At 32.8% G+C, this 18,437-nt stretch carries 18 protein-coding genes and 2 tRNA genes; 7 read left to right on the forward strand and 13 right to left on the reverse strand.

Features of this window, described 5'->3' with window-relative positions; genetic code table 11:
• Positions 1 to 6 precede the first annotated feature (6 nt).
• From JS605_RS15100 to JS605_RS15120, 5 genes are read right to left on the reverse strand one after another with little or no spacing between them, the layout of a single operon-like run.
• Positions 7 to 1,149: a lycopene cyclase family protein gene (locus JS605_RS15100; protein WP_203258559.1), complete on the reverse strand. Its 1,143-nt coding sequence runs from the start codon at positions 1,147 to 1,149 to the stop codon at positions 7 to 9.
• Between the two features lie 6 nt (positions 1,150 to 1,155).
• Positions 1,156 to 1,608, reverse strand: coding sequence for a sterol desaturase family protein (locus JS605_RS15105; RefSeq protein WP_203258560.1), 453 nt, complete (start codon positions 1,606 to 1,608; stop codon positions 1,156 to 1,158).
• Between the two features lie 9 nt (positions 1,609 to 1,617).
• Entirely contained in the window at positions 1,618 to 2,457 is an 840-nt protein-coding gene (locus JS605_RS15110; RefSeq protein WP_203258561.1) for a phytoene/squalene synthase family protein, read from the reverse strand.
• A 1-nt stretch (position 2,458) separates the two neighbouring features.
• A complete protein-coding gene (locus tag JS605_RS15115) occupies positions 2,459 to 3,922 on the reverse strand; it encodes a phytoene desaturase family protein (RefSeq protein WP_203258562.1) in 1,464 nt (487 codons plus the stop codon).
• 42 nt (positions 3,923 to 3,964) lie between these two features.
• Entirely contained in the window at positions 3,965 to 4,867 is a 903-nt protein-coding gene (locus tag JS605_RS15120; RefSeq protein WP_203258563.1) for a MerR family transcriptional regulator, read from the reverse strand.
• A 245-nt stretch (positions 4,868 to 5,112) separates the two neighbouring features.
• Here JS605_RS15120 and JS605_RS15125 point away from each other — a divergent pair, with 245 nt between their 5' ends.
• The gene (locus JS605_RS15125; RefSeq protein ID WP_203258564.1) at positions 5,113 to 7,353 is read left to right on the forward strand and encodes a tetratricopeptide repeat protein; all 2,241 of its coding nucleotides are present in this window, start codon (positions 5,113 to 5,115) and stop codon (positions 7,351 to 7,353) included.
• A gap of 65 nt (positions 7,354 to 7,418) precedes the next feature.
• Here the strand turns inward: JS605_RS15125 and JS605_RS15130 are convergent.
• Together JS605_RS15130 and JS605_RS15135 are read right to left on the reverse strand one after the other, a co-directional pair.
• A tRNA-Leu gene (locus JS605_RS15130) sits at positions 7,419 to 7,502 on the reverse strand.
• Positions 7,503 to 7,559: 57 nt separating this feature from the next.
• Positions 7,560 to 7,632 (reverse strand) — tRNA-Lys (locus JS605_RS15135).
• A gap of 141 nt (positions 7,633 to 7,773) precedes the next feature.
• On the opposite strand from JS605_RS15135, the gene JS605_RS15140 reads away from it, so the two are divergent.
• Positions 7,774 to 8,295: a shikimate kinase gene (locus JS605_RS15140; RefSeq protein ID WP_203258565.1), complete on the forward strand. Its 522-nt coding sequence runs from the start codon at positions 7,774 to 7,776 to the stop codon at positions 8,293 to 8,295.
• On the opposite strand, the gene JS605_RS15145 is transcribed toward JS605_RS15140, so the two are convergent.
• From JS605_RS15145 to JS605_RS15155, 3 genes are all read right to left on the reverse strand, one after another.
• A complete protein-coding gene (locus JS605_RS15145; protein WP_203258566.1) occupies positions 8,287 to 8,790 on the reverse strand; it encodes a phosphoribosyltransferase family protein in 504 nt (167 codons plus the stop codon). The two genes, JS605_RS15140 and JS605_RS15145, sit on opposite strands and share 9 nt — an antisense overlap.
• A 27-nt stretch (positions 8,791 to 8,817) precedes the next feature.
• Positions 8,818 to 9,189, reverse strand: coding sequence for an RNA-binding S4 domain-containing protein (locus JS605_RS15150; RefSeq protein ID WP_203258567.1), 372 nt, complete (start codon positions 9,187 to 9,189; stop codon positions 8,818 to 8,820).
• 83 nt (positions 9,190 to 9,272) lie between these two features.
• On the reverse strand, positions 9,273 to 10,100 hold the full coding sequence (locus tag JS605_RS15155) for a hypothetical protein (protein WP_203258568.1): 828 nt from the start codon (positions 10,098 to 10,100) through the stop codon (positions 9,273 to 9,275).
• A 159-nt stretch (positions 10,101 to 10,259) separates the two neighbouring features.
• On the opposite strand from JS605_RS15155, the gene JS605_RS15160 reads away from it, so the two are divergent.
• Complete coding sequence (locus JS605_RS15160; RefSeq protein ID WP_203258569.1) at positions 10,260 to 11,276, forward strand: FKBP-type peptidyl-prolyl cis-trans isomerase; 1,017 nt, start codon at positions 10,260 to 10,262, stop codon at positions 11,274 to 11,276.
• A 54-nt stretch (positions 11,277 to 11,330) separates the two neighbouring features.
• On the opposite strand, the gene JS605_RS15165 is transcribed toward JS605_RS15160, so the two are convergent.
• The 3 genes from JS605_RS15165 to JS605_RS15175 all read right to left on the reverse strand — a co-directional run bounded on the left by JS605_RS15165 (position 11,331) and on the right by JS605_RS15175 (position 13,927).
• Positions 11,331 to 11,966, reverse strand: a complete 636-nt coding sequence (locus JS605_RS15165; protein ID WP_203258570.1) for an outer membrane beta-barrel protein — start codon at positions 11,964 to 11,966, stop codon at positions 11,331 to 11,333.
• A 144-nt stretch (positions 11,967 to 12,110) separates the two neighbouring features.
• Positions 12,111 to 13,064, reverse strand: a complete 954-nt coding sequence (locus JS605_RS15170) for a transketolase family protein (protein WP_203258571.1) — start codon at positions 13,062 to 13,064, stop codon at positions 12,111 to 12,113.
• A 17-nt stretch (positions 13,065 to 13,081) separates the two neighbouring features.
• Complete coding sequence (locus JS605_RS15175) at positions 13,082 to 13,927, reverse strand: transketolase (RefSeq protein ID WP_203258572.1); 846 nt, start codon at positions 13,925 to 13,927, stop codon at positions 13,082 to 13,084.
• A gap of 160 nt (positions 13,928 to 14,087) precedes the next feature.
• On the opposite strand from JS605_RS15175, the gene tgt reads away from it, so the two are divergent.
• The 4 genes from tgt (at position 14,088) to JS605_RS15195 (ending at position 18,271) form a co-directional block, all read left to right on the forward strand.
• The gene (gene tgt, locus JS605_RS15180) at positions 14,088 to 15,218 is read left to right on the forward strand and encodes a tRNA guanosine(34) transglycosylase Tgt (protein WP_203258573.1); all 1,131 of its coding nucleotides are present in this window, start codon (positions 14,088 to 14,090) and stop codon (positions 15,216 to 15,218) included.
• Positions 15,219 to 15,286: 68 nt separating this feature from the next.
• A complete protein-coding gene (locus JS605_RS15185; protein WP_203258574.1) occupies positions 15,287 to 16,363 on the forward strand; it encodes an LptF/LptG family permease in 1,077 nt (358 codons plus the stop codon).
• Complete coding sequence (locus tag JS605_RS15190) at positions 16,350 to 17,249, forward strand: DMT family transporter (protein ID WP_203258575.1); 900 nt, start codon at positions 16,350 to 16,352, stop codon at positions 17,247 to 17,249. Before JS605_RS15185 ends, JS605_RS15190 begins: the two co-directional genes overlap by 14 nt.
• A 68-nt stretch (positions 17,250 to 17,317) precedes the next feature.
• Positions 17,318 to 18,271 carry an acetyl-CoA carboxylase carboxyltransferase subunit alpha gene (locus JS605_RS15195; RefSeq protein ID WP_203258576.1) on the forward strand — a complete coding sequence of 318 codons (954 nt, stop codon included), beginning with the start codon at positions 17,318 to 17,320 and terminating at the stop codon, positions 18,269 to 18,271.
• The last annotated feature ends 166 nt before the right edge of the window (positions 18,272 to 18,437 follow it).

Here is an 18,437-nt window from a genome sequence, read left to right on the forward strand (position 1 = left end):
CGCTAATTATAGTGTTTTAAAAAAAGCCTTTATAAAACTCCAAGAAAAAAGTGAAAACATAATTTTTAATTCTTCTAAAAAGTTAGATTCTTCATCTAAAAAACGAAACATAGTTTCAATATCATTTTTGGCATAAAACTGTTTAAATATCCACTCGCCTTTGTGGTTTTCATCTTTTAAAACTTTAAGAAACACTTTGTCATAAAACTTATATTTCTTTTTAAAGAGATGATGCGAAGGTCTTTTATTTGCTTTAATGTTAGTTATAATTTTTGCTACTTTCTGTTCTGTGTGTTTAAATGAGTATCCTGATGAAGGTTTTACCCAACCACCACCAGTACCAATTTTTGTGATATTTTTAGTGTTATATCGATCAAATAGAAAGGTTGTCATGGGAATATTTCCCGTTTCAGATGCTATAACTTTATAGTTTTCAATTTTTAGGTAGCCTTTAATGTATTTTTTTAAATAGATATCATATACTGACTCATCAACAGTATTTTCTGTAAAATAAGTAAACTCCACCAAGGCCTCATTTTTTGAAAAGGGCAGTACATAAGTGAATGTAGTTTGTTTGCCATCTTTTAAACGGTAATCCATCATAGTAAAAGTATCTACATCAAAAACATCTCTTTCGGTCTTGATGATAATACCTTTAAAATGCTGATTTATCTTGATGCTTTTAGAATCTTGATAGAAAGATTCTGGTATTCTACTATCAAAAACATGATTTGCAGAAAAGCTATTTTTTTTAGTATTGATGGTTAAAGTTCCGTTTTCAGATAGGGAGACAACTTCATCAATTATAAAGTGAATGTTATTATGACTTTTTAATTGTTGTTTAGCGTAATTGTAAAAGTCAATAGCCTTAATAGATTTATATGTGTAAGGCGAGAGGTTTAAATCAAGAGTCTTTTCAAAAGCTATAATATTAGCTCTTTTCCATGTTTTCTCTGGTAAATAATTCCATTGCGAAGGTTCGGTTTCCCAAAAACTCCAAGTTTTGTCGTTGATGTTTTTTTCAGAGGGATCTATTAATGCAATTTGCTTATCGTAAAAAAAAGTATCTGAAGCCATTTTTAAAGCCAGTTGCAAACCTGCTAAACCATTGCCAATAATGATATAGTCAAAATGGGAACCAATTGGCATCTTTAATTATTTCTTTTTGAAGTATTTAAAGGGGACTACAAGCATGCCAAAGCATTCGCCGTGACTTTTTCCTAGATGTTTATGGTGGATTTTATGAGCTCTCCGAACCCCATGTGCGTACCAATTATTGGCATTTCTAAACATTTTAAAACGCTGATGAATAAAAATGTCATGTACCAAAAAATAGCACAGGCCATATGCAAAAATACCAAGACCTATGGGGAGTCCGACCCATAAGATGTTATGTTTCCAAAGTAAAAAAAAGCCAATGCTTACAACTGCATAAAAAATAAAAAAGGCATCATTACGCTCAAACCAACTGTCATGGTCTTTGTGGTGGTGGTCTCTATGTAAACCCCATAAAAACCCATGCATGATGTATTTATGTGTAAACCAAGCCATAAATTCCATAAAGCAAAATGTTCCTAAAAAAACGAGTATCCACAATACAATTTGCATGGTATAAAATTACATTAAATTTAATTGATATTTTACATAACTGCGCATCAAGAGTTCAATTTTTTTGGGATTAGAGACCCTGATACGCGTGTCTTTTATTCGCAATGCTGGTGTTTTCTTCAACTTTTTTAGAAGTTGACTGTAGTAACGGTATGCCATAAAAACACCAAATTTAGCCTCCATTGGTAATTTTTTAATGCCGCTTAACCCTTTTTCAAAATCACTTTCAATATCATCAATAATTTGTTTTTTGGAATTTTCGTCCAGATTATCTAAATCAATATTTGGAAAATAGCTTCTATTTAATTCATTAAAATCAGCTTTCAAATCTCTTAAGAAGTTTACTTTTTGAAACGCCGACCCTAACGACATTGCAGTATCTTTTAACTCATTAAATTTATTTTCATCTCCTTTTACAAACACCTTTAGGCACATTAAACCAACCACATCAGCAGAACCATAGATATAGTCTTTGTATTCTTGGTCAGATAGATAATCACTTTTATGCAAATCTAATCGCATACTTCTCATAAAAGCATCAACCATGCTCTTATCAATATTAAACTTATGATAAGTATACTGGAATGAATTTAAAATGGGGTTAAGACTTATTCTATCTTTAAGTGCATTTTCTAAATCTTCAGAAAAACGCTCAAATAAATCTTCTTTATCGTAACTATGAAAAGAATCTACAATTTCATCTGCAAACCTTACAAATCCATATATATTGTAAATATGCATTCTAATGGAATTAGATAGCATTTTAGTGGCTAACGAAAATGAAGTACTATAACTTTTAGTTACTACTTTACTACAATTGTATGAAACGGTATCAAATAATGCTTTCATATTATTGATTATGGTGTTTATTAATAAGTTGCGCTACTAACTTTCCAGAAATTAGCGATGGTGGCACTCCAGGTCCTGGGACAGTGAGTTGACCGGTGAAATACAAATTCTTTACTTTTTTACTTTTAAGCTTAGGTCTTAAAAAGGCAGTTTGAGAGAGTGTGTTTGCCATGCCGTAGGCGTTACCTTTGTAAGAGTTGTATTCCTTGATAAAATCCTTAACGCAAAAGGACTCTTTAAAGATAATATTATTTGTAACATCTTGTTGTGTTAACTTGTTAAATCGAGAGATGATGATGTCAAAATATTGTGCCCTAATTTCATTGGTGTCTTCAATACCAGGGGCTATAGGTATTAAGAAAAAACCTGTTTCACAATCCTTAGGTGCCATTGATGTATCAGTTACAGAGGGGAAATTTGCATAAAATAATGGGTCTTTAGGCCATTTAGGGTTATCATAAATCTCTTCTGCGTGCGTTTCAAAGCTCGTATCAAAAAATAAATTGTGATGATCGATATTTTTTAATTTTTTATTGAAACCCACATAAAATAGTAGGGATGAAGGTGCAAACGTTTTTTTAGACCAATAGGTTTCGGAATATTGTCTGTAGGTTTCATCGAGTAAAGTTTCAGAGTGATGGTAGTCTGCACCACTTAAAACAATATCAAAGGTTTTAATGACTCCATTTACTTGTATAGAGGTAGCAGTTTTTTGCGCTACATTTATTTTTTCTACAGCACTATCAGTATATATTTTTACACCTAAGCTTTCAGCAAGAGTTTTCATGGCTTTTATCACTTGATACATACCTCCTTTGGGATGCCACGTGCCTAAACCAAAATCGGCATAATTCATAAAGCTGTAGAATGATGGTGTGTTACTGGGTTTGGCTCCAAGAAAAAGCACAGGAAACTCTAGAGTAGAAATAAGCTTGGGATTTTTAAATTTTTTTCTAACATCTCCACTAATGGTTTTAAAAAACTGGTCTACTCGGGTTGCCGTTTCTGGCGTTACCAATTCAAAAGGCGATATTCCAGGTTTTAGCACTACTTTATTTATAGCTATATCATAATTAGTGGCTGCTTTGTTGATAAATTTCTGTAAAGGTTTAGAGCTGCCAGGTTCAATACGTTCGAATTCTGCACATATTTTGTCCATTGTGTCCCCTATGGTAATCACTTCATCTTTGAAGAAAATTTTATATGCTGGGCTGAGCTTGTCTAACTGATAATAATCGGAAGTTGACTTGCCAAAATCGTTAAAAAACTTTTCAAATATATCTGGCATCCAATACCAACTGGGACCAATATCAAAAGTAAAACCTTCCTTTTTTAGTTGTCTAGCACGTCCTCCAACCGTATCGTTTTTTTCAAAAACAGATACGTCAAAGCCGTACTGTTTTAAGTAACTACTGGCAGAAAGTGCTGAAAATCCAGAACCTATTATGGCAATTGTTTTTCTCATGTTTAACAAATATAATTAAAAGTTAAACAAAAAGAACTGTATTTATAAATCTTTAACTAAATTTTCGATGGAATCATACATTTTAACGCGCTCGGGTAAGCTCATGTTTTCATCTAGAGATACCAATTTAGGACCTAAAAGCTTTAGGTTAATTTTAGAGTTGTTTAACAAAAGTTGGCTAAACTCCTTAAGGTAGTTTGGAATATCTTCAATTTCTGGCTTAACAGTGAAGTATGTAATGAATGTTATTTCATCAAAAAACTCTAAAACACTTACTAAGCTAGACATAGGAACGCTTTCTCCCAAGAAAATAGTATGGTAACCTTTGCTTCTAAGTTGATAGTTTATAAATAGTAGACCAATGTCGTGTACTTCATTATCTGGTAAAAACAAAATGTAGGTTGTAGAAACAGGTTTAGGTTCTAAACTTTGAAGCCGTTCTATGTTTAATAATATTTTTTGTTTTATGTGCGATGTTAAAAAGTGCTCATGAGCAGGAGTTATGGTATCTGTTTGCCATAAAAGACCTATTTCATGTAATAGGGGTAGAAAAATATCGTAGAAAATGTCATTAAAAGATTTATTTTCAATGAGATTGTTATAGGTGTTGTAGAATAAAACTTGATCAAAATTTAGCATTGAGAGCTTGAAAGCATTTATAGCATGGTCTTCTACTTTTGCTCTGGATGCTATTTCCCTAACCTTAATAGGAATCTCTTCTTCACTTAATTTTGCTATTTTAGAAATTTTGTAGCCACTATTATTTAAAAAAGATATATTTAGTAGCTTTTGAAGGCTAGCTAAACTGTAATTTCTTATGTTTGTTTCAGACCTATTAGGCTGCAATAAATTATATCGCTTTTCCCATATTCTTATAGTATGAGCCTTTATACCCGTTAGGTTTTCAAGATCTTTAATACTAAAATTTACTTGCAAATTGTTCATTAAAAAGCAATTTTTGTTAAACAAAATTACGAATACCTCTTGAATAAACCTCAAAAAAGACACGAAAAAATTAAAAAATTAACAGAAAATAATTGAGATGGTTACATCTTTACAATCTAATTATACTTTTTTTGTGTGTGATTTTAGTTTGTTTTCCTCTTAAAAACCTTTGCCACTGTGAGATTATTAAGTATTTTTGGTCATTCACTATTTTATATCACTTTAAAATTTTATAGCCCTTACTTATGCGTTGGATAGTTTTGATTTTAACATTTTCATTGTTTTTGTCTTGCAAGAATGGTAAATCAGAATATATTGACACACAGAGTTTTACTAAAAAAAAGATTATTTCTACGCACTTAATTCCAGATGAACATTTTTTAGGAGATGAAGCATGTGCAAGTTGTCATAAGGCGCAATTTAAGGATTGGAAAGGATCGCACCACGATAAAGCCATGCAGGTTGCCAATGATACAACAGTACTGGGGAATTTTAACAACACTGTTTACAAAAGCCAGGGTATTACTTCTAGGTTTTTTAAAAAAGAAGGAGGTTATTATGTAAATACTGAGGGTAGGGATGGCATGTATCATGATTTTAAAATTGAATATACCTTTGGCGTTGAACCTTTACAGCAGTATATCGTTAAATTTCCAGATGGACATTATCAATGTTTGCGAACAGCTTGGGATACTGAAAAAGAAGAATGGTTCGATTTGTATCCAGATTTTAAAGTGGTACACTCCGAATGGTTGCACTGGTCCCGTGGTGGTTTAAACTGGAATAATATGTGTGCCGATTGCCACTCCACTAATGTTAGAAAAAACTATGATTTAGAGAACCATGCTTACAACACAAAATATGCTCTAATTAATGTAAGCTGTGAAACGTGTCATGGACCAGGCAAAACTCATGTTGATAACGTGACTACATTAGGGGATAGGTATAAGCCAAAAGGAGATTTAAAAATGACATTTGCAACATCTCCAAAAACATTAGTAGACGAGTGTGCAAGATGCCATGCTAGAAGAGAACAATACTCAGAGTTTTATAATTTTGAAGGCACTTTTTTAGACCATTATTTTCCGCAGTTAATAGCCAATGGATTATATCATCCTGATGGACAAATTTTGGATGAGGTTTATGTGTATGGATCGTTTCTTCAAAGTAAAATGTATCAGAATAACGTAACGTGTACCAACTGCCATAATCCACATTCTTTAGAATTAAAGTTTCAAGGTAATCTATTATGTGCCCAATGCCATGAACCCAAAACATACGATGTACCTACTCACCATTTTCATCAAGAAGGTTCAGAAGGTGCAAAGTGCATCAATTGCCATATGTCGGGAAAGACCTATATGGGTAATGATTACAGAAGAGACCATAGTTTTAGAATACCCCGCCCAGATTTAAGCTTAAAATATGGCACACCTAACGCTTGTACTCAATGCCATACAGATAAAGATGATGAATGGGCATTGGCAAATTACAAGAAATCGCATGGTACTCCTAAAAACAAACATTTTTCCGAGTTGTTGGCACCAGCGCTTACAGGTGATGTTCATGGTTTTGAGAAACTATTGGAATTATCAAAAGACACTATTTATCCAGAAATAGCTAGGGCATCTGCCGTAAGGGCAATGCCTAATTATCTAGATGAAACAGTTGTAGAAAATATGCTAGCCTTTTTAGATGATGATTCGCCACTAGTTCGAGGTGCAACTATCGATGCGTTTAGCGATATCAATTCTGGCGACTATATTAACTACTTCTTGCCTCTTCTTAGAGATGAAAAGCGCACGGTTAGGGTAAAAGCATTTTTGGCAATTGCTAGTCTTAACGAATTTCAATTACCAGAGGCGTATAGAGAGATTTATAAAGAGGTTAAAAAAGAGTTTGAAACCCATTTAGATGTTACCTCAGACTTTTCAGGAGGAAGAGCAAAAAAGGCGCTTTATTTTCTTAAACAGGGAGATGTGGAAAATGCTATAAAATGGTATGAAAAAGCCTTGGAGATTGATAGTATGAATAATATGATTCGCACTAATCTTGCCAATTTATACTATAGAAATAAAGCTATTTTAAAAGCAGAAGAAGCCTTTAAAACGATTATTCAGCAAGAACCAAATTTTGCGCAGACCTATTATTCCTATGCATTGTTATTAGCGGAGCAAAACAGGACAGATGAGGCGATAACTCAAATGAAATTAGCGATAAAGCACATGCCTGATAATGTAAGGTTTTATTATAATTTAAGCTTGCTTTATGATAAAGTGGGTAAGTTAAAGAACGCTGAGGATATCGCAGTAAAAGGCTTAAAACTAGATCCCAATAACGAAGGATTACTATATGTTATGGCTTATGTTTTTCAAAAGCAGGGTAATTTTGATAAGGCAAGAAATACAGCATCAAAGTTGGTAGAGTTGTATCCCAGAAACCCACAATATCGAAGGTTTTTACAACAATTGAATACTTCTCGATAAATAAAAAACTCAAACCAGATTTGATTTGAGTGCGTTTCAGGTTTAAAAGTAATTTTTTATCGAAGTGCACACGAGAAGATTCGAACTTCCACGTCCATAAGGACACTGCCCCCTCAAGGCAGCGCGTCTACCAATTCCGCCACGTGTGCTTTTTTTGAGGTATGCTAAAATAAAAAAAGTTAAGCGATAATGCTTAACTTTTTTTGTGACCGGGCTGGGGCTCGAACCCAGGACCCTCTCCTTAAAAGGGAGATGCTCTACCAACTGAGCTACCCGGTCTTACTAAAACAAAATATCCTTGTTGTTAGCGGGTGCAAATATATAATGTTTAATTAATAAAACAATGCTTTTTTTATATAATTTTTCGTTTTTTTGTGTCTCAATTATCTATGTTTTTAATAATCAATTACAAGCACTAAAATGATCATAGTTTTATTAGGATATATGGGGTCGGGAAAGTCCTCAGTTGGGAGAATTTTATCAAAAAAATTAAACTACAATTTAATTGATTTAGACGATTACATAGAAGAAAAGGAAAATGCTACCGTAAAAGAAATTTTTAAAACCAAAGGAGAAATCTATTTTAGAAAAAAAGAAACAGAACATTTAAAAGACTTACTTAAACTTGAAGATAATACTGTTTTGGCCTTAGGAGGAGGAACACCATGTTTTGCTGGTAATATGGAAGCGATTTTAGCTTCAAACAATGCTGTTTCAATATACTTAAAAGGGTCTTTACCGTTTCTTTCTAAAAAACTCTTTAAGAAAAAGGCTAAGCGTCCTTTAATTGCTCACATAGAAACCGAAGAGTTAATGACCGAGTTTATAGGTAAACATCTTTTTGAGCGTTCGCAATTTTATAGTCAGGCAGAGCATCATATCATTACAGATGATAAAACAAAGCCAGAGATTGTTGAGGATATTGTTCTGGAACTATTCTAAAACAACTTGATTATTCTTTCCAGTTAAGTTTACTTCCACATGCTCATGCAAAGAAGTAGATAAAGAGATGCCTTTAAAATCTGCCTTTACAGGATATTTTTTATGGTTTCTGTTTACTAAAATAGCGGTTTTAAATTTTTTTAGAGGCACATTTAAAAAATGTTTTACACCATAAATTAGTGTGGTTCCTGAATTTAAAACATCATCTACCAAAACGATGGATTTGTTAATGTATTCCTCTGGCTTTAAAGATGTGGTTATGGGGGCTAGAGGGTTTTCTTTGTTAATAGTAACTTTACACAGTATAGGTGTAATATCAGAGATTTTTTCTAGGGTAGATTTTAACTTTTTAGCCAATATAGAGCCATTATTACCTATACCAGCAATTATCACTTCTTTTTCATCTACATTGGTTTCATATATTTGAAAAGCAATACGCCTTATTTTATGCTGGATTTCTTTATGATTTAAAATAATATTATTTTTTACTTCCATAATAATAGTCACTATTTAACAACTAAATTAATCATTTTCGGCATTAAAATCATCAATGTCTCTTCTATCTTTTTTTGTTGGTCTACCAGTTCCTTTCTTTCTATAGTAATCTTTAGAGTATTTGAGTAATTCTTGGGCCTCAAATTCAGTTTTTGGTGTTGTGTCTACCCTGTAAATATCAACAAGTTTGGCAGACACCCTGTTGGGAGGAATGTCGTTAACCGTTAATTGATAATTGATTTGATTTTTGCGTAAAGAAATTTTATCAGTAGCATAAACCTCACGGCTAGGTTTAACCACTGTACCGTTAACCCTAACATGCCCTTTTTTACAAGCGGTAGAGGCTAAAGTTCTTGTTTTGTAGTACCTAACACACCATAAATATTTGTCTAAACGCATCTTACAGGTTTATATGCGAAGATAACAAAGAGAATTAAGAAAAAAATTTTCTTAGTTCTCTTTGTTTAATATTTCATGTAGAATTAATATGTTAGCTTAACAGAACTGATGTCATCGTTCCATGTTCGTCTCCAGGTCATTCTATAGTCATGTAAATTAGCTATTACTAAAGGATTTATTGTAGTTCTAGCATCAATAACAAGAGACCTACCTCCATAGTAACTATGCTCATAAAAGCGAGCTAAACAATCTTTTACTTTCAGTGAACTCATTTTATCATTTGGATTATTTCCAAATGGAGCATTGCTGAAACAAACTGTTACAGAATTAGTTTGGTGAACAGTCCAATTGGCACTGCTGTTAAAATGTTTTAGACGATTTTCATTGTCAACATATCTGAAGTAACAAGCGCTGCTACCACCATAACCATTAATATCATTATCAGTCCACCAATAGATTTTACTATTATAATTGCTATTGGTAAATATTTCTAGCGAGGTAGGATCGTCATAAGGAGTAGTGTAACTATTGGATTTTCCGGATAACGATTTTTTAGTTTTTGCTAGGTAACTAGAAAACTCATTATCGTTTTCAAAGAGAATATAATTATCTTTATTTATCATATAACTAATTAAAGTTTCACTTTTTTCATCTAATTCTTTAATGAAATCGAAAGACGCATCTTTTATTGGGATGATTTGTTCTGTCTGATTTTTGTTTTCGACATTCGTATTTATTTTAAATTTTAAAGTGTAAGTCTGGTTTTTGTAATAAAAATTTAAAGGAGCTATTTCATTATCTTCATTAGAAATTAGTTGATCTTCCTTTGGAGTTAATTCATCTGATTCTGTTACGCATGATAAGATAACACCAAAAATTAATAGGTAAAATAATAATTTGAGATTTTTCATATATTTTAAATTAAAAATTATTACGTAAATATAGTATAAAGATTATAAAAAAAGTAATATTTTTATTATATTAAAGATTTTTTCTTTCTTTATTATATGTTAAATCTTTCTTTTTTAATTTAAAGTTTTTGATTTCGATTAAGATATAGTCTTATCTTTGTGGCTATAATTAATTTTAAGGAATTACTGATTTTGGATTATAAATTTTTCTTTTTTACAATATTTTTTCTTTTATTTTTAGTAGGATGTAGTAGTGATGATAACAATGTAACAATTCCTGAGGTAATTCTAAGGGATAGAACGGAACAGCAAATTGCTGATAATGATTCTATTCAAAAATTTTTAAAGAGCCACTATTACAATAAAAGTGATTTTTTAAATAATCAAAATGCTAAGATTGCTGATTTGAAAATAGTAGAAGTAACAGATAGTGACAATATTGCTGAAGATGCAGATTCTCTTTTAATTAAAGCTGTAGAATCTAAAACTGTTACTTTTAGAAGTACAGAATACACCTTTTATACTTTAAGATTGAATACTGGAGGCGGAGAGAGTTTTACCAATTTCTCTGATAAAGTTAGAGTTATATACGAGGGAATGCTTTTAAATAAAACTATTTTTGATAATGCCGTAACACCTGTTGATTTTGATTTAGTTAGTGAGGATGGAGCCAGAGGAGATATTCCATTAAATGGATGGCAGAAAGTTCTTGTAGATTTTAAACCTGCCATGTCTTTTGTTGAGGAAGTTGATGGGACAGTTACCTATAATAATCATGGTTCTGGTGTTATGTTTTTACCGTCAGGGCTATCGTATTTTGCCGCGGCACCTTCGAACGATATTCCAGCGTACTCACCATTAATCTTCAAATTTGATTTATTACAATCAATTGAAACAGATTATGATGCCGATGGGGTGCCTTCTCATTTGGAAAAGTTTGTAACCACTGGCGAATTTAACGATCAATTTATAGTACTTGAGGATGAAAATGAACTTGATGATGATACTGATGGAGATGGTACTCCAAATTTCATTGACATAGATGATGATGGTGACGGAGTATTAACCATTAACGAAGATTTAGATAATGATGGAGATCCTACTAATGATGATACCGATGGTGATGGAGTTCCAAATTATTTAGATCCTGATGACGCTATTTCGAAATTAGACTAACAAAAAAACTTACCAATCTGGTAAGTTTTTTTGTTTTATATAAATATAATTGCATTATAATATTAAGGATAAACTTAAAATAAGTTGGTCTGGTCTAGTATCTAGTCTATCTTGGACATTTATATTATTGTTTTGAAGGAAAGTAGCTTCGTTGTTACTAAAGCCTCTTTCATATCTTAGGTCAATTCCTAATTTTTTCAAATTAAACCCAATGCCAAAGTTTAGCCCAACAGAGAAATCATTTTCAATATTATTAATGGAGATGTTATCAAATTCTGAATCCAAGATATATTGAAATGATGGACCTCCAAATACACTTAAAGGACCTAATACCTTTACCCCAACAAGCACAGGCACATCTAGTTTACTCATTTCAAAACTGTCGTTTCTGTAATCACTTTTAGTTCTGGTATAAACTAACTCAGGTCTTAAATATACTTCTTTACCTATTTTTCCAAAGATACCTACATGATAGCCAATATTTCTATCTGGATTTTCAGCATTATTTTGAACAGCATCAAAATAGTTTCCATTTGCGTTATAGTTTAAACCTCCTTTTAAACCAAAGCCAGTTTGGGTTTGCGCATAGCTAGAAAGTGATAAAAGCAAAACTGCTGTAAGTAATAGAATGAGTTTTACTGTAGAAAATTGGTTGTTTAGTTCTCGTTGTAATTCACTCGTACTTTTCATAATTATTCGTTTTTAGATTTGATGTCAAGTATAATATCAAAAACGTTGCCAAACGTTAAATATTTTAACAAACTAAAGATAAAAAATAAAAAAGGGTAATTTCTAACATTAAGAAATTACCCTTATCTATAATCAAAATATATGTTACTTCCTGTTGATAACAGTTTTAGCTTTTTCTACAATAGTTGCACTGTTTAACCCATATTTTTCCATTAATTGTGCAGGGGTGCCAGACTCCCCAAAAGTATCATTAGTACCTACAAATTCTTGAGGTGTTGGAGTGTTAGTGGCTAACAATCTAGCAACACTCTCGCCTAATCCTCCAAGGATATTATGTTCTTCAGCAGTAACAATACATCCAGTTTTAGCTACAGATTCTAAAATAGCTGCATCGTCTAAAGGTTTAATGGTATGTATATTTATCACTTCAGCAGAAATTCCAGCTTCATTTAATACCTTTGATGCTTCTAAAGCTTCCCAAACTAAATGTCCAGTAGCAACGATGGTTACATCAGTACCCTCAGTAAATTTAATAGCCTTACCTATTTCAAATTTTTGATCTGCTGGCGTAAAAATCGGCACCGATGGGCGTCCAAAACGTAAATATACTGGACCCTGATGCTCTGCAATAGCGATAGTTGCAGCCTTGGTTTGGTTAAAATCACATGGGTTAATTACCGTCATTCCTGGTAACATTTTCATCAAACCAATATCTTCTAAAATTTGGTGTGTAGCCCCATCTTCTCCTAGAGTTAAGCCAGCATGAGAAGCACATATTTTTACGTTCTTGCCAGAATAAGCAATAGATTGACGAATTTGGTCATAAACCCTTCCTGTAGAAAAGTTGGCAAAAGTTCCAGTAAACGGTATTTTACCACCAATGGTTAAACCAGCAGCTATTCCCATCATATTAGCTTCTGCAATACCTATTTGGAAAAAACGATCTGGGTTTTCTTTAATAAATTCGTTCATTTTTAAAGATCCAATAAGGTCTGCACAAAGCGCAACCACATTTGGGTTAGTCCTACCGAGTTCAGCCAAACCAGCTCCAAAACCACTTCTAGTATCTTTTTTTTCTGTATATGTATATGTTTTCATTTGTTTTTAGTAAGTGGTTAATAGTCACCTAACGTTTCAGGGTTTTGTTCTAGTCCAATAGCTAACTGCTCATCATTTGGTGCTTTACCATGCCATGCATGCGTATGCATCATAAAATCTACGCCATTGCCCATAACGGTTCTTAGTAAAACACAAACGGGTTTTCCTTTACCGGTTTCAGCTTTGGCTTTGGCCATGCCTTCTATTACTGCTTCAAGATTGTTACCATCTTCAATATTTAAAACAGTCCATCCAAAAGCTTCAAACTTAGCTTTTATACTACCCATAGGTAACACATCGTCTGTAGAACCATCAATTTGCTGACCGTTTAAATCTACAGTAGAAATTAAATTATCAACCTTCTTAGCTGAAGCATACATGATAGCTTCCCAATTTTGTCCTTCTTGTAACTCCCCATCGCCATGCAACGAATACACAATCTTATCATCGTTATTCATTTTTTTAGCTTGAGCAGCACCAATAGCAACAGACATACCTTGACCTAAAGATCCTGATGCAATTCTTACTCCAGGCAAACCTTCATGTGTCGTAGGGTGCCCCTGTAAACGAGAATCTATTAATCTAAAAGTGTTTAATTCTTCAACAGGGAAATATCCAGCCCTTGCCAAAACACTGTAGAATACAGGTGAGATATGACCATTTGATAAAAAGAATAAGTCCTCGCCAATCCCATCCATATCAAATTCATCTTTTCTATCCATAATTTCGTTATAAAGCGCAACGAAAAATTCGGTACAACCTAAAGAGCCTCCTGGATGCCCAGAATTTACTTTATGCACCTGTCTCAAGATATCTCTTCTTACTTGTGTGCAGATATCCTCTAAGTGTTTAATGTTTGGCATGTTAAATGATTATTTTTTGCGCGACAAAAATAGGGGATTAGAACAGTTTTACAAAGTATTAACATTCTATTTTTTATAAAATTACTTAAACGTTAAGTAGTGCTGAATAGTTTGTTTTTTTTGCCATAAAATATGTAGGTTTGCGCATTGGGAAAAGGTTATGAAATTCAATTTAAAACATAAAGATTTACAGAGTAAAGCAAGGGCAGGAACGATTACTACAGACCACGGTGTGATTGAAACCCCTATTTTTATGCCTGTAGGAACTGTTGCTACGGTAAAAGGTGTGCATCAACGCGAACTTAAGAATGATATTAATCCAGATATCATATTAGGAAATACGTATCATTTGTATTTGCGTCCACAAACCAATATCATAGAAAAAGCTGGGGGCTTGCACAAATTTATGAATTGGGATAGAAATATTTTAACCGATTCTGGAGGCTATCAAGTGTATTCCCTTTCTGCAAATCGAAAAATTAAAGAAGAGGGTGTAAAGTTTAAATCCCATATTGATGGTAGTTACCATACCTTTACACCAGAGAATGTCATGGAAATTCAACGTACAATTGGAGCTGACATTATTATGGCTTTTGATGAGTGTACACCATATCCCTGTGATTACAATTATGCCAAACGCTCTATGCATATGACGCATCGTTGGCTGGACAGATGTATCAGGCATTTAGGAAAAACACCTTTGAAGTATGATTATAATCAAGCATTTTTTCCAATAGTTCAAGGCAGTACGTATAAAGATTTACGAATTCAGTCAGCAGAATATATTGCAAATGCTGGAGCAGTAGGTAATGCCATTGGAGGCTTATCAGTTGGAGAACCTGCAGAGGAAATGTATGCCATGACAGAAGTTGTGTGCAATGTTTTGCCAGAGGATAAACCTAGATATTTAATGGGAGTTGGTACACCAATCAATATTTTAGAAAATATTTCGTTAGGTATTGATATGTTTGATTGTGTTATGCCAACACGTAATGCCAGAAATGGAATGCTATTTACAGCTCATGGTACTATAAATATAAAAAATAAGAAGTGGGAGGATGATTTTTCTCCTATTGATGAAATGGGTATTACTTTTGTAGATACTGAATATAGCAAAGCTTATTTAAGACATTTATTTTCGGTAAATGAACTATTAGGAAAACAAATAGCCACCATACACAATTTAGGATTTTACTTATGGTTGGTTAGAGAAGCAAGAAAACATATTTTAGCTGGAGATTTTAAAGTCTGGAAAGATGCTATGGTAAAGCAAATGGATAAGCGTTTATAAATATGGTTTATAAACTCATTAACATAATTAATTGTATTGTCCCTCTACACCGGAGAGATTAAGTTTGAATGAAGATACTTGATTGGTACATATTAAAACGTTATTTATTTACATTTTTAATGATGTTATTGCTGTTTATTCCCATTGGAATTACAGTAAATTTAGCTGAGAAAATAGGTAAGATTTTAGATAACAATGTACCTTTTAATGAAGTGGCATTGTTTTATTTAGATTTTACAATTTATTTTGCCAACTTACTGTTTCCTTTATTTTTGTTTCTATCGGTTATTTGGTTTACGTCAAAGCTTGCCAATAATACAGAGATAGTCGCTTTTTTAAGCTCAGGTGTATCTTTCTCCAGATTTCTTAGGCCATACATATTTGGGGCTATCATTGTAGCAGCTTTTGCACTTGTTTTGGGGATGTTTTTAGCACCAGAGGCTAGTAAAGGATTTAATGAGTTTGATTATAAATATTTTAAAAGGGGGAAAAGTGCAGTTGATAATAAAAATGTTTACAGACAGATAAATGATAACGATTTTATATATGTGAGTAGTTATGACTCAAAAAATAAATTAGGACAAGATTTTACACTAGAGCATCTGGAAGATAATGAATTAAAGTATAAAATTAGTGCTCGCAGTATCCGATACATTGAGAAAGATACAATGTATAGACTAATTGATTATGTAAAACGTAAAGTAGGGACATTAGGAGATACTTTAGAAATAGAAAGAAGAAAAGATACGTTGTTTTCTTTTCAAGCTGAAGACTTAACACCAGTAATATATATAGCAGAAACATTATCATATCCAGAGTTGGTAAATTTTATAAAAAAGGAAGAAGCTAGGGGTTCATCCAACATAGGACGCTATAAACTGGTGCTGTATAGAAAATGGAGTTTACCGGTTTCTATCTTCATCTTAACCATTATAGCAGTAGCGGTATCCTCTATAAAGCGCAGAGGGGGCATGGGCGTAAACTTAGCACTAGGTATATGTATAGCTATGGTGTTTGTCTTTTTTGATAAAATTTTTGGTGTAATGGCGCAACAATCAAACTTCCCGCCAGTAATAGCTGTATGGTTTCCTAATTTCATTTTTGGTATTTTAGCTGTATATCTATTATACAATGCCAAACGCTAGGGTTAAAAGTTACCTTCATCTACATCTTTTAGTTTTTATTGCGGGATTTACAGCTATTCTAGGAAAAGAAATTTCAATAACAGCAATTCCTTTGGTATGGTTTCGTATGTCCATGGCTACCATTTTGATATTCTTTTTCATATCAATAAGAAACATAAAATTAAAAATTGATAAATCGTCCTTGGTAAGGCTATCGTGTGCAGGTATCATTATTGCATTGCACTGGATTACGTTTTTTGCAGCCATAGATGCCGCTAATATTTCCATAGCCTTGGCCATGTTTTCAACAGGTGCTTTTTTTGCTTCTTTTATAGAACCCATTTTTTACAAGAGAAAAATTATAGGATACGAAATAGTATTTGGGGTTTTGGTCATTCTAGGAGTATTTATAATTACACAAAGCGAGATAAAGTATTTAAAAGGTATATTATTAGGTATATCGTCGGCTTTCTTTTCATCGTTATTCGCCGTCTTAAATGGTGTTTTTCTCAAAAAACATTCAGCAACGGTAATATCATTTTATGAGTTTATTAGCGGCGTTGTGTTTATCTCGATATTTATGGTATGTTTTCAAGATGGCTTTTCATTAGATTTTTTTAAACTTAGCAGCAAAGATTTTTGGTATTTGTTTATACTAGCTTCAGTATGTACCGCTTATGCTTTTATAGCAGCTGTTTATGTTATGAAGCTTATAAGCCCATTTTCGGTTGTGCTTACATACAATCTAGAACCCATTTACGGTATACTGCTAGCTGTGATATTGTACCCAGAATCAGAAAGGATGAGTACTAATTTTTATTATGGGGCAGCGATAATTATAGCAACTGTAGTAGTTAATGGGATTTTGAAAAATAAACAAGCTTTTAAACGAAAACAAATACATTAATTTCTAAAATTGAAACGAAATAAATTCCTTAATTTTGTACGCTAACCAAAAACTAAGTTTAAATCCTTATGGAATATTTAGAATTTGAATTACCTATTAAAGAGCTTGAAGACCAACTTCAAAAGTGTAAAGTTATTGGAGAGGAAAGTGAAGTTGATGTCTCTGAAACTTGTGAGCAAATAGAAAAAAAACTTAAAAAGACTACCACTGATATATACAAAAACCTCAGCCCATGGCAACGTGTACAATTATCTAGGCACCCTAATAGACCTTATACCTTAGATTATATAAAGGCTATTTGTGGAGATACATTTTTAGAGCTTCATGGAGATAGAAGCTTTAAAGATGATAAAGCTATGATTGGAGGTTTAGGAAAAATAGGAGACCAGAGTTACATGTTTATAGGGCAGCAAAAAGGCTATAATACCAAAACGCGGCAATACAGAAATTTTGGAATGGCTAACCCAGAAGGGTATAGAAAAGCTTTGCGCTTAATGAAGTCGGCTGAAAAATTTGGTATACCAGTAGTAACATTGTTAGATACTCCAGGTGCCTATCCTGGCTTAGAAGCCGAAGAGCGAGGTCAAGGGGAGGCAATAGCTCGAAATATTTTAGAAATGACACGCCTTAAAGTACCAGTAATAACTATAGTTATAGGAGAAGGAGCTTCAGGAGGAGCACTGGGAATAGGTGTTGGGGATCGTGTACTAATGTTAGAAAACACGTGGTATTCAGTTATCTCCCCAGAATCATGCTCTTCTATTCTTTGGCGTAGTTGGGAACATAAAGAGAGAGCTGCAGAAGCTTTAAAGCTTACCGCTACAGATATGAAAAAGCTAAAAATAATCGATGGTATCATTAAAGAACCCTTAGGAGGTGCACATAGAGATAGAGACAAAACGTTTAAGGCTGTAATTACTGCTATAGAAAAACATTACAGTGAGTTAAAAAACTTATCACCAATAGATTTAGTGAACCAACGCATGGAAAAATACTCCAATATGGGAGTGTATAAAGGGTAACTTCTTTAAAACCAAAAGATAAAAAATCTGAAGTTTTGGCTTCAGGTTTTTTTTTATGGTTATTCACAAGAGAATTAAGTTATCAACAGTAATATTGTTGATGAAGCGTGTACAACCAACCTCAAAAAATTTAAAATACAATTCTTTATTTGTATATTTTAGTAGC

The organism is Hyunsoonleella ulvae, assembly GCF_016827605.1.
Classification (GTDB): Bacteria; Bacteroidota; Bacteroidia; order Flavobacteriales; family Flavobacteriaceae; genus Jejuia; species Jejuia ulvae.